This window comes from Nitrospirota bacterium (assembly GCA_016235245.1).
Classification (GTDB): Bacteria; Nitrospirota; Thermodesulfovibrionia; order Thermodesulfovibrionales; family UBA6898; genus UBA6898.
In genome coordinates this window covers 1-12,228 of record JACRLO010000035.1, presented here as the reverse complement: position 1 = coordinate 12,228, position 12,228 = coordinate 1, and the positions used below count along the sequence as shown (strand labels likewise).

The following is a 12,228-nucleotide window of genomic DNA, read 5'->3' as shown; positions in this document are numbered from 1 at the left end:
GAGCCCTCTGTATCTGGAGGCGAGCGGTTGGCTAGTTTTCTTCCAGTTCATTCTCTAAAAAACGGTGCATGGTTTGAGGTGAAGACCGGCAGTTCCTTCTTCAGGATTGAGGCAACGGCCGGATGCCGTTTGAATTCCCTGTCGAGGAAGAGTCGAACCTTTTTTCTGTCCCAACCCTGCGGATGTTGAAAATCAGTATAAAGTGAAAGGTCTCCTTCCGAGAAGTTTCTCATCTTCAGCTCAGCGGAGGACTTGCTGCAGACCGGCATATTGAAGATCGCAAGGTTCAGATAATTGATGCAGTCGCTGTGTTGGGCCGTGAATTCAAGGGTCTTTCTTGCCGATGCCTCATTTTCTACCGGCGTACCAAAGAGAAGATATACATAGGTGGCTATCCCAGCCTGCCTCAAATTTTTAAGAACAACCGAAGTCATTTCAAGGCTTATTCCTTTGCGCAAGGCGTCAAGCACTCCCTGATCGCCAGACTCGATGCCGAGCTTAAGCATGACGCAGCCAGCCTGTTTCAGAGCCATGCAGAATTCAGGATCAGCAAGATGTCTGCCGACGCGTGCAAAGCCATACCAGGGTACGCCCGGCTTTTCCTCGCAAAAAGCTTCAAGGAGAGCAGGACTTATGGCGTTATCGAGCAGGTGAATCAGGGACGGATTGGTTCTTGCTGCCAACTCCTTCAGATCGCTGATCACCTGTTTTGGAGGGATCAGGATGTAGGGGTTCTGCTCCGCCTCTTCGGGACAGAAATCGCATCTGTTCCAGTAACAGCCGGAGGAGGCGCTGTAGGGCAGAATAAAGCCCGGCGAAAGATATTCATTGCGCGGAAGTGATTGATAGTCAGGAAGAGGCCATGTCTCCTCTTCCGAGGTCTTCCCCAGCAGCGCAATAAGCTGGTATTCTCCCGGCCCTGCAATAACGTGATCCACAAGACCGGCAAAGGGGTTCTGCCAGGCAAGGTTCTTCATCCACGAGGTGACAAGCCCTCCGCCCAGGACTATCGTTAATCCGGGGAATTCTCTTCGCATAAAGCCGATCATCGAAAAGGTGCATAAGGCCTGACTCAGATAATTGAGGGATATGCCGACCATGGCGGGTTTCCTCCTGCTGAAAAGCTCACGCAGTCTCGCTGAAAAATAGGGATAAAAAGGATTTGCCCTGGGCTTGTCTGCTGCCATGAGAAGGTCCGCACTCTTTACCGGAGAGAGACCCTGATCAGCATAATCTGCCAGACCGACGGATATGCCTGAGGGGCTGATTTCATGGAGCACCCTGCCGATATCCTTTACGGCTCTTTTATAGCGGTCGAGCTGTTGGTAAAGACGGGGATCTCTGAGGGCAGAAATATTCTGTCCGCAATTCCTGAACGACCTCTTTGTCCAGGCACTGTCTGAGTTCCCGGAGGGAAGGGGTAGTCCCAGGAGGTAGAGAAGCCCCTCGATATTTGCATCCAACAGTGTGTGTTCAACGCCGTGCCGGTTGAGCATACCTGACAAGCGGGCAATGCCTGCCGGAGGCTCGCACGGCTTTGCAACAGGCGGATTAATAAGAATTATCATGGAGTCGGCTCTGGTCTGTCATTGGTATTGCGTTCTGTAAAAAAGTAAGAAAGTTTAGCATACCTTGAGAGGGGAAAGGGGCAATCAGCCGCATTGATGAGATATACTATAGAAAGATACATCATGAAAAATGTGATTGTTGCGAAAGATGTCTATGCTCTTCTGGTCCCGGAGCAGAGCTTCCTGAGCAGGTCTGATGTGAGAATACGGACTGCGAGCTCTAACAGCCAGGCGCTTGCCCTGCACCGGGCCGTACGTGCAGACCTTATCATCGCGCACCTTGACGACGAATTCAGCGGAGAGGCACTCTGCAGACAGATACGGGATACTGCGGGGACGCGCAGCGTTTCGATACTTCTCGTATGCGCGGCGCAGGAATCTGAAATCGAACGTTGCGTAAGCAGCAACGCCAATGCCCATGTGACCATGCCGGTTTCCGTTGCCGTATTGCTGCAGGAGGCGCATCGCCTGCTGAATATCGCTCCACGCAAGACCTGCAGGGTCCCTGTGAAGATCAGGCTGGAATGTCAGACGCGGGGGAAACGATTCACGGGCATGATCGAAAATATCAGCACCGCAGGCCTCTTCTTCAGATCCTCAGCAGTAATGCCGGAGGGAGCGACGGTCCATTGCACCTTTTCGGTAGCAGGCAGCAGGCAGCTGACTGTCGCCGGTGAGGTCGTGCGTATCCTGCCTGACGAACATGAAACGGGGTATGGGGTCAGTTTTTTCGATATCAGCACTGAGGCCATGTCTGCCATCGGGCGCGTTTCCGGCGAAGAATCAGAACTGTGATCTGAACTCTGCGAAGGCCTGTTTCAGCTCTTTCAACTCGGCAGTCAGCTTTTCAATCTCTTCCTCCATAATGCGGAGACGCTGTTCCGTATTCATCGGAGGTGCTGAAGCCGCTTCCGGCTGATCGGCGTCGGCTGCAACACTGCTGTCACCGGAAAGAAGATGGATAAATCTCCGTTCCTTTCTCCCGGTCTCCCGCGGCAGATGTAATACCAGCGCAGGATCGTGCTCCATCAGCCCCCGCAGGGTTTCATCTGCGGCCTCAAGGCTTTCAAAGGGTGACATCCTCTCGGCGCGGGAACGGATCTCTCCGGCGGTTTGAGGACCTCGCAGCATAAGTTCGCAGAGGACTGCCATTTCCTGCTTTGACAGATCAAATCGGTCCAGGAAGGTATGCAGGTATTTGTCGACACGGCTGCCTGCAGTGTGCGTTTTGCGCGCAAGACCTTTTGCCTGCAGCCCCTCCAGTCCCTGTTGTACAACGGCCTCGTCATAGGAGACCATTGGATTACGGTTGGACTTCTGATTGCACGCATTGGTCAGGCTGTTTAAAGACAGGGGGTAATACTCGGGCGTTGTCAGCTCCTTTTCAATAAGGCAGCCAAGAATGCGTATCTCTCTGTCGTCAAGAATAATATCCATAGCTACTCCTGTCGCTGTTTTAAAATAGTATGCATTATTTTTTTCTGAATGCCTCGTAAAAGGGATTATTCGAAAACTGCACCGGCTGCCTGTCCTTTTTTTCGCGCTTTATTTCAGGCTTCGGCAATGACACGGGGTCTTTCTTCCCTGCGACAGCCGCCTTGTCTGTCTGAGGACTTTTCATCGAAAGCGAAATGCGTTTTCTCTGCAGATCGACTTCCATCACCGTAACCGTCACCTTCTGATGGACCTTCACTACGTCTGCCGGGTTCTTCACGAACCTGTCTGCAAGCTCGCTGATATGCACAAGACCGTCCTGATGTACTCCAATGTCCACAAAGACGCCAAATGCAGCGATGTTCGTGACAATGCCGGGGAGCTTCATGCCCGGCTGCAGGTCCTCGATCTTCTGCACTCCCTCGGCAAAGGCAAACGACTCGAACTGCTGCCTGGGGTCACGTCCCGGTTTGGCAAGCTCTGACATGATATCGTTCAACGTTGGAAGTCCAACAGTATCCGTCACGTATCGGGGGAGGTCTATTTGCTGTCTGAGGCCATTGTCCTTAATCAGGTCAACCACTGAACAGCCCATGTCCTGTGCCATGGCATCGACAATATGATAGCTTTCCGGATGGACTGCTGAGCTATCAAGAGGGTTTCCACCGTCCCGTATACGGAGGAACCCTGTTGCCTGCTCAAAGGCCTTCGGACCCAGGCGCGGAACTTTTTTCAGTTCTTCACGCGACCTGAAAGGGCCGTGCTCATTGCGGTATTCAACAATGCCTTTTGCAAGCTGCGGCCCCAACCCTGATACATAGGTGAGGAGCTGTCTGCTTGCGGTATTCACTTCTACCCCTACACCGTTGACGCAGCTGCTGACAACATCATCAAGGCTTTTCCTGAGTGCTGTCTGATCGACATCATGCTGGTATTGGCCAACGCCAATGGATTTAGGGTCGATCTTCACCAGTTCGGCAAGAGGATCGGTGAGACGACGGCCGATCGAGACTGATCCCCGGACGGTGAGATCAAGGTCAGGGAATTCCTCTCTCGCCACCTCTGATGCTGAATAGATCGATGCACCACTTTCATTCACCATAACAATGTGTATGGCGGGCGATAGACCGAGACTTCTGACAAACGTTTCGGTCTCTCTTCCTGCTGTGCCGTTGCCTATGGCTATCGCCTCAATAGTAAAGCGGCTGCAGAGGTCTTTGATCCTGGCTTCTGCCTCGCCAATGCCTTTATCGGAGAAGTGGGGATAAATGGTGTCATGATGGAGAAGCTTCCCCTGCTGGTCGAGACAGACGACTTTGCAGCCTGTTCTGAAGCCGGGATCAATGGCCAGCACGCTTTTTCTGCCCAGAGGAGGGGACAGCAGAAGCTGCCTCAGGTTCTCGACAAAAACGCGAATCGCCTCTTCGTCAGCCCGTTTCTTGGCAGCAAGACGGGTCTCGCCTTCCATGGAAGAGGTGAGCAGCCTCTTGTAGCTGTCATGCAGGGCAAGCTTCACCTGCCCGGAAGCCGCATTGTCCCCTTTCAGAAAGAGCGCCTCAAGAACGTTAAGCGCTTCATCTTCAGGAGGGGTTATGCGCATGATCAGGAAACCCTCAGCTTCTCCCCGGCGGATCGCAAGGATCCGGTGCGAAGGGGCCTTTGCTATGGGTTCTTCCCAGTCAAAATAGTCACGGTATTTTATTGCTTCCTCTTCTTTGCCGGTCATCACCTTTGACCGCAGCATGCCTTCAGAGGCATAGAGTTCCCGCATCTTCTGACGCGCTTCCTGGTCCTCACTGATCCATTCGGCAATTATGTCCCGCGCTCCGGCCAGGGCCTCCTCTGAAGTGGCCACGCCTTTTTCCTCATCCAGATACAAAGAGGCCGCGGTTTCGATATCCATCTCTTCCTGTACAAACAGGGCGGCGGCAAGAGGTTCCAGCCCCTTTTCCTTTGCCATCATGGCCCGTGTGCGGCGCTTGGGCCTGAAGGGAAGATAGATATCTTCAAGGATGGTCAGGGAATCAGCGCTGTCGATCTTTGCTTTTAACTCATCGGTAAGCAGGCTGCGTTCTTCCAAAGACTTCAGGATCGCCTCCCGCCGTTTATCCAGTTCCCTGAGCTGCTCCAGCCTGTCCCTGATGGCAGCGACAGCGACCTCGTCAAGACTTCCGGTCGCCTCCTTGCGGTACCGGGAGATAAAGGGGATTGTTGCCCCTTCATCGAGCAGCGCATTTGTTGCCTTTACCTGTGAAGGCGTTATGCCAAGCTCTTTTGCGATTATGGATATATGCAATTCGTTCATTGGTTCCTTTTATTTTCCTAATTTGGCGCGTATGTTTGCAAAGCACTTCCTGGCATAGAGCTCTTCCTCTTCAGGGGAAAGTTTCTCGAAACGATCGAGTTTTTTAACGACCTCCTCAGGAAGTTCGTCAAGAAAGCGCGAGGGGCTTGAGGGTGCTTCTTTTCCGTATTTCGTTCTCTGGTTTGTATAGGTGATATACAGTTCGTGCATTGCCCGTGTTATCCCTACATAGAAAAGCCTTCGTTCTTCTTCCAGGCCTCCCTCAGTGTCCGCAGACTTCTTGTGCGGCAGGATATCCTCTTCAGCGCCTGCAATGAATACGACAGGGAACTCAAGACCTTTGGAGGAGTGGAACGATATGAGCGTAACGCCATAGCCGCCTTTTTCTTCCTTTTCATCCATCAGGTCAGTGAGCGCCATGGTTTCAAGAAATCCATGGATAGAAGGTGATACTTCAGCGGATTCATAGTGACGCACAGACTCGGCAAAACCATCGAGATTTTCTATCTTCCTGAATGAGACCTCAGGGGTTTTGTAGAGTTCACTGATATAATCGCGGTAATTGACCTCATCGATAAGGGCCTTGAGCGTCTTGTCCATTTCTCTGCCTTTGCTGAACAGGTCGCGGTATCGCCCAAGCAGGCTGAAAAGGGCCCTGGCTGATGACGCAGGCTTTGGTCCCAGGCCGGGCGCCTCGGTTGCCCTGCCAAAGGCATCGAGAAGGCTTATGGAATGGGCGCGGCTGAATTCCGAAAGCAGGCCCAGCGCAGAAGGGCCCAAACCCCGTTTCGGCGCATTTGCCGCCCGCAGCAGGCTCAAGTCGTCAGAAGGATTGGCGATGATCTTGAGGTACGCCGCGAGGTCTTTTATCTCTTTATTTTCGAAATAGCTTGTTCCGCCGACTACGGAATAGGGTATGCGCTGTTTTCTGAGTGCCTCTTCAAAGGGCCGGGAAAAGATATTTGCGCGGTAGATTACGGCGAAATGCTCGTAGGGGGTATTTTTTTCGAGTTTGATCGTCGCGATCCTGTCAACGATCCATGCTGCCTCATCCTCTGTGTCACGCGCCTTCAGGATATTGACCTTCGGTCCCTCTCCCCGTGCAGACCAGAGGGATTTTGCCATTCTCCTTTTATTGTTCTTTATTACGCTGTTTGCCGCAGTCAGGATATTGCCGAAAGAGCGGTAGTTCTGCTCAAGCCTCACGATGATTGTGCCGGGGAAATCCTTTTCGAAATGGAGGATATTGCCGAGGTTGGCTCCCCGCCATCCATAGATGGACTGATCGTCATCGCCGACCACGCAGAGATTTTTTCTCTCGCCTGCAAGAAGTTTAATGAAATCATACTGCACCTTATTTGTGTCCTGGTACTCGTCCACCATGATATAACGGAACATATTCTGATACTGCGCAAGCACATCAGGATGCTCTCTGAAGAGCTTCAGCGTCAGCAGAAGAAGATCGTCGAAATCGAGGGCATTCAGCGATTTGAGCGCATCGAGATACCTGGGATAGAGCATGGCCGAGGCCTCTTCAAGGGGCTTGTCCGATGCGGTTGCCTCGGGAGCTGAAAAATCATTTTTTGTCCTGCTGATTCTTTCGAGAATATTTTCCGGTTTGAATGTCTTATCGTAGAATTTTATGTCAGACAGGATGTTCCGCAGGAGCGAGACCTGTTCGGACGTATCATAGATCGTGAAGTCTTTCCGGTACCCGAGATGCTCGATCTCACGCCTGAGTATCCTGAGGCAGAGGGAGTGAAAGGTGGAAATAACCGGCGTGCCGGCCTCTCCCTTCAGCATGGATTTCACCCGCTCACGCATCTCTTTTGCCGCCTTGTTGGTGAAGGTGACGGCAAGGACAGAGCCTGCCCTGGTGATGCCGGTCTTTATCAGGTAGGCAGTCCGCATCGTGATGACCCGGGTCTTGCCTGAACCGGCTCCGGCGAGGATAAGGAGGGGCCCGTCAGTCTGCATGACCGCTTCTTCCTGCCGCGGATTGAGCCGCGCAATCTCTTTATATATATCCATAGTGACTTTTTAGTTCCCCTGAACTTTCTTTCCGCAGCTAAACTGAATCCTTGTTACGTGGGGCGAGAGATAGTTAATGCCTACAGGTCGCCGGAAGTAAATATGTGCTATCTATTTTACCGGGTGAAAATAAGGAAGGCAACAAAGGGCATGGAGAGCGGGCTGGCAGGCATGATCACGAAATCCCCTGAAAGATATCAGGCTTATCGGTTGCGATGCCGTCAACTCCCTTGGCTCTGTATGTCCGTGCTTCTTCTTCTGTGTTGATGGTCCAGACGATCACCTTCAGGTTGTTCTTATGGGCCTTTTCGATATCCCTGGTATGGGTGAAGCGATAAAGAGGAACAAGATACTGGGCCTGAAGCTTTAATGCCGCTTCTATGGGGTTCCTGAATTTCGTATAGATCAGTCCGGTCTCGATCTCCTGGTCGAGTTTTCGTACAGCGTCGAGTGCCTCGGTATGGAAGGAGACGATGATAACCTTTCCCTTACGTTTTTCTTTCTTGATCGTATCAAGGATCTTCTTTTCATGCCCGATTTCCTTCAACTCTACGAGGATCTTTTTGACCTTGCTGCCCAAGGCCTGAAGTGCATCTTCGAGGGTGATCATTTTGTTGCCGCTCGTCTTTTTCAGCTCTGCCAATGAAGCTTCGTGGACGGGCAGGTCAATCCCGAATACTCTCTTGAGGTTATCGTCATGGGAGAGGATCAGATGCCCGTCTTTTGACTGCCTTACATCAAGTTCAACGGCATTGGCGCCCAGCTCTACAGCCTTCTTAAAGCTCTCAACCGTATTTTCGATCTCATACGCACCGGCTCCGCGGTGGCCTATTTTAAGGAACATGGTTAAGCTCCTTTTTTCAGGGCATTCAGATATCTGCGTATCCTGCCTGCATTCGCTCCAACATCACTCCTGCCGACGCGAGACAATGAGCGAAGATCGACGCGGCTGCCGTTTCCCTCAGGGGTGATACGGATTACAATATCGTCCCTGAACCCGAACCAGAATGTCGTATCCGTGGCTTCGATCAGACCATTGCCTTTGTCAGCATTCACAACTTGCCATCTCTGCTTCCCTGCTTCGATAAGCGCTCGGTCAAAGGCCTTCTCCGGAGGGACTTCAAGCGTCAGGGGTGCAATGTCCGGATATGCCTTTTTCTGCTGTTGTGCAATTTCAGGGCCTCCATATTCGGCCGGGTTCAGTGCGCCCTTTCGCAAGCCGAGGACTCTATTGAATTGCGGAGGATTTTCCGTGTCCGTAGTGATGTCATGGATCGCCGGCACGCTGCGGGAAATAAGATACATGCGAAACGGAACAATGACCGAAGCAATGCTGATGACGAACGCAAGGAGATACAGAGGAAGTCCGCTGCTGCCACCCCGGAAAGCGGCAAGGATACTGCCTGCGAGTGAGAAGGCTGCAATTGCAAGCTCAGCGCAGGCTGACCATTTCAGGAGCGAAAGCCCTGTCCTATATCCCCACCAGCCTATCCGTGTGCCGAACCCGGCGGTTATCGCGACAACTGCAAGGATGGCCGCCAGGGCAGCGCAGAGCCAGGCAATGGAGAGCATGTTTCCGTGCTGTGGTGTCATGATGAGTTCATTATATCACTGGAAGGAGTATCGCGCAGATGTTGTCTATATCCTTTGTCCGAATGCAGGCGTTCGTGGTATTCTATACTGCTTTTTGAAGAGGAGAGGATGAATAAAACACGATATCTCATATGGCTTGGAATTGCGACTGCAGCAGGGACAGCGATGGGCATGCTGTCTGACCGGAAGCATCCTGCAAAGGGCAGTCTATTGGGGGCAACAGCAGGCATGGTTGCGGGTTCGGTTGCCGCCGGTGTCTATGAATATATCTCTTCGGAAAAAGTCCCTTACTATTCGACAGAATCATCGCTGTACGACGATATCGACTCTGTATAATCTCCTGCAGTCAAAAAAAAGGCTCCTCATGTTTCCATGGGAGCCTTTTTTTTTCGAAATGAAAGCCTATATGCTGAGTGAGAAGGGTATGTATCCCTGAAGAAGCAGTTCTCCAAGATATGAGCTGGACTTGATCTCTGCCCCTTGAATCATGTTTTCCGGGGTGAGACCATAACCAGGCATAAAGGCATGGCAGACGTAGAACTTGACGCCGAAATCGACCAGTAGTTCGAGCATTTCGCCGAAATTGACCTGCTTGCCCTCAAACTCCATCGAGATATTCTCAATAACACCTTTTTTTGCCAACTGAACTCCTTCTCCGATAAGAAAAATAGCGATCTCTGACTCGTCCGAAAAGGCCTTGATGTTCGAAGCGATTTTCATAATGCCAAGGACTTCAATAGGGTTGGTAGTTGTGTGCGACAGGGTAAAAACGAATTTCTTGTCTGACATGGATGCCTCCTCGTGCATTTGATAGTTGCAATGTTTAGATATTATATGAAATGAACCATCATTGTCAACTGGCCCTGCTTCACGAATAAGCGTTCGAAAACTGCGTGTTTGAATCGCTGCTATCTGCCGGATGGCTCAGGCTTGGCATGAGACGCAGGTTTTTTCCCGGCCCGCTTTTGGCTGTCAGGTCTGCGGCGGCTTTCTGATCCTGAGGAGCCAGTGCTCCTGCTGCCAGATCCGGACGTATATTTTTTTGTCCCTTTATCTGAAGGTCTTTTCCCGCGAGAAGGAGGCCCTTTTCGCGATTGAGGCTGATGCAACGATACTCTTTTATAATCGGTAACGATCAACTCATCGGTTACGGGCAGAGTCGGTATCTTTTTCTTTATATATTCTTCTATGTCGTGGAGCGAAAGCACGTAGCTTTCGCAGGCCAGGCTGATCGCCTTGCCGCCTGCACCCGCCCGTGCTGTCCTGCCGATGCGGTGGACATAATCCTCTGAATCCTGGGGAAGGTCATAGTTGATCACATGGGTGATGCCATCGACATGCAGGCCTCTGCTGGCAACGTCAGTTGCAATCAGAATCGCGAGATCTCCGCTTTTGAAGCGGTTCAGCACCTTGATCCGCTTGTCCTGCGGAAGGTCTCCGGTGATGGCTGCCGCAGGATACTCATTGGCGTTCAGCAGCGTCTTCAGCCTGTCTGCGGTGGACTTCATGTTGCAGAAGATAATATAGTGGCCGCCCGGCTCCCGCTTCAGAAGTCCCAGAAGAAGGCCGAACTTCTCTTCCTTGCTCACGTGATACAGTTCCTGCTCGATAATATCGACCGTCATCTGTTCGGGCGTTACGGAAAACCGCTCGGGGTTGTTCATATGTTCATAGCAGAGCTCCATGACGCGGTTTGAAAGGGTTGCTGAAAAGAGCATGGACTGCCGCTCGTTGTAGGGCGCCATTCTCCTGAGCATGAAGCGGAGGTCAGCGATAAAACCCATGTCGAACATGCGGTCAGCCTCGTCAATAACAAGGAACTGGGTTTTTCTCAGACTATAGACCTTCTGCTTCAGGTAGTCGATGAGCCGGCCTGGTGTGCCGATCAGCATATCAACCCCTCTGGCGATGTCATCTCTCTGCTTCAGATAGTCAATGCCGCCGTAGGCAGAGACGATCGTAAATCCTGTAAAGCCGCCCAACAGTTTTGCCTCTGCCTCAATCTGAACGACCAGTTCGCGGGTAGGCGCAATAACCAGCGCCCGCGGCGAAGGTCCCTGGCCCGGAGCAGGCATGGTAAGCATCCTTGAAAATACCGAGATCAGAAATGCGGCAGTCTTGCCGGTGCCGGTCTGCGCCTGAGCCGCAATATCCCGCCCTTTCAGGGCTTCCGGCAGGGTCAAGGCCTGGACAGGCGTACATGTTGAAAATCCCGCAGCCTGTATTCCTTCGAGGACCTTTGGATGGATGTTCAGTTCGTCAAAACGCATACTCCTATACTCTACCTGATATTTGGCTCGAAATACAGGTCTGTTTAACGGTACAGGCTGCTGTGCCGGTCCTGCGTCTTCATTACCGATAGAGTTTAGGCTATAATGTCTCCATGAAAACGATACTAACCCATCTCTATACCCTCATACTTTCTCTCTGGGTCGGCGGCATTTTTCTCTTCACCTTTGTTGTCACGCCGGTGATCTTCAAATCCTATGGCAAGGATATGGCCGGCGATATCGTGGGGAAGCTCTTCCCCTCGTATTTCCTTTTTTCCATAATTGTCGCTGTCCTGTCCCTTGTACTTTTTCTGCTCTCTGTTCAGGACAGGGCGGTTCCCGGTTACAACCTGTCTCTTTTCCTTTTGACCGCGGCTGTCATACTGTCGCTGTATGTGAGTGTCAGACTGCATCCGGAGATTAAAAGAGTCAAACAGGAGATCGCCTCTTTTGAAAAGACCTCTCCTGATGATCAGCTCAGAAAAAAGTTCCGGACCCTGCATGGCCAGAGCGCAATCCTTAATCTCCTCATGCTGGCTGACGGCATTGTATTGCTGGTCATCAGCCTTCGCCTCGATAAATAAGGCATGAAGACCCGCCTGCTGGCCCTGCTTTTCCTCTTCTGTCTGCTTGTTCCCGTTGCGCAGGCAGACGAGCGGATCCTCAGCTTTCATAGCGATATCACGGTGCATGAGGATGCACATCTGACGGTTACCGAGACCATTGTCATCCGCAGTGAAGCGATCAAGATCAAACACGGCATCTACAGGGATTTCCCGCAAAAATATGAAGAGGCCTCAGGCAAGATCAGAAAAGTGGGGTTCCGTATGGTCGGCGTCAAGAGGGGCGGAAAGCCGGAGCCGTATGCCACGAAGGATTATGAGAATGGGATCAGGACCTACATCGGCAGCGATAACGTAACCCTTGCCCCCGGCATATATGAGTATGAACTGACATATACCACTGACCACCAGCTCGGATTCTTTAACGAGTATGATGAGCTGTACTGGAATGTGACGGGCAATGA

At 51.8% G+C, this 12,228-nt stretch carries 12 protein-coding genes; 4 read left to right on the top strand and 8 right to left on the bottom strand.

Annotation, left to right across the window (positions count from 1 at the left end; all coding sequences use genetic code 11):
* Nucleotides 1-47 precede the first annotated feature (47 nt).
* Nucleotides 48-1,565: a radical SAM protein gene (locus HZB31_14105; GenBank protein MBI5849055.1), complete on the bottom strand. Its 1,518-nt coding sequence runs from the start codon at nt 1,563-1,565 to the stop codon at nt 48-50.
* Between the two features lie 126 nt (nt 1,566-1,691).
* On the opposite strand from HZB31_14105, the gene HZB31_14100 reads away from it, so the two are divergent.
* Nucleotides 1,692-2,363 (top strand): response regulator, encoded by a 672-nt coding sequence (locus tag HZB31_14100; GenBank protein ID MBI5849054.1) that lies wholly within the window; start codon nt 1,692-1,694, stop codon nt 2,361-2,363.
* Here the strand turns inward: HZB31_14100 and HZB31_14095 are convergent.
* The 5 genes from HZB31_14095 to HZB31_14075 form a co-directional block, all read right to left on the bottom strand.
* Nucleotides 2,352-3,005 carry a YceH family protein gene (locus HZB31_14095; protein ID MBI5849053.1) on the bottom strand — a complete coding sequence of 218 codons (654 nt, stop codon included), beginning with the start codon at nt 3,003-3,005 and terminating at the stop codon, nt 2,352-2,354. The genes HZB31_14100 and HZB31_14095 overlap by 12 nt on opposite strands.
* Before the next feature lie 34 nt (nt 3,006-3,039).
* The gene (locus tag HZB31_14090) at nt 3,040-5,307 is read right to left on the bottom strand and encodes an RNA-binding transcriptional accessory protein (protein ID MBI5849052.1); all 2,268 of its coding nucleotides are present in this window, start codon (nt 5,305-5,307) and stop codon (nt 3,040-3,042) included.
* A 9-nt stretch (nt 5,308-5,316) separates the two neighbouring features.
* Complete coding sequence (locus tag HZB31_14085; GenBank protein ID MBI5849051.1) at nt 5,317-7,338, bottom strand: UvrD-helicase domain-containing protein; 2,022 nt, start codon at nt 7,336-7,338, stop codon at nt 5,317-5,319.
* 175 nt (nt 7,339-7,513) lie between these two features.
* Complete coding sequence (locus HZB31_14080) at nt 7,514-8,182, bottom strand: glycerophosphodiester phosphodiesterase (GenBank protein ID MBI5849050.1); 669 nt, start codon at nt 8,180-8,182, stop codon at nt 7,514-7,516.
* Between the two features lie 2 nt (nt 8,183-8,184).
* Nucleotides 8,185-8,910 carry a DUF1499 domain-containing protein gene (locus HZB31_14075; protein MBI5849049.1) on the bottom strand — a complete coding sequence of 242 codons (726 nt, stop codon included), beginning with the start codon at nt 8,908-8,910 and terminating at the stop codon, nt 8,185-8,187.
* Nucleotides 8,911-9,039: 129 nt separating this feature from the next.
* Here HZB31_14075 and HZB31_14070 point away from each other — a divergent pair, with 129 nt between their 5' ends.
* A complete protein-coding gene (locus tag HZB31_14070; protein ID MBI5849048.1) occupies nt 9,040-9,267 on the top strand; it encodes an ammonium transporter in 228 nt (75 codons plus the stop codon).
* Between the two features lie 66 nt (nt 9,268-9,333).
* On the opposite strand, the gene HZB31_14065 is transcribed toward HZB31_14070, so the two are convergent.
* Nucleotides 9,334-9,720, bottom strand: a complete 387-nt coding sequence (locus tag HZB31_14065; protein ID MBI5849047.1) for a DsrE family protein — start codon at nt 9,718-9,720, stop codon at nt 9,334-9,336.
* A 119-nt stretch (nt 9,721-9,839) separates the two neighbouring features.
* Entirely contained in the window at nt 9,840-11,201 is a 1,362-nt protein-coding gene (locus tag HZB31_14060) for a DEAD/DEAH box helicase (GenBank protein ID MBI5849046.1), read from the bottom strand.
* Nucleotides 11,202-11,314: 113 nt separating this feature from the next.
* Between HZB31_14060 and HZB31_14055 the strand changes: the two genes are divergently transcribed.
* Both HZB31_14055 and HZB31_14050 read left to right on the top strand, forming a co-directional pair.
* Nucleotides 11,315-11,785 carry a DUF4149 domain-containing protein gene (locus HZB31_14055; GenBank protein MBI5849045.1) on the top strand — a complete coding sequence of 157 codons (471 nt, stop codon included), beginning with the start codon at nt 11,315-11,317 and terminating at the stop codon, nt 11,783-11,785.
* Between the two features lie 3 nt (nt 11,786-11,788).
* Nucleotides 11,789-12,228 (top strand): DUF2207 domain-containing protein (locus tag HZB31_14050; protein ID MBI5849044.1); only part of this gene is annotated, 440 nt, incomplete at its 3' end.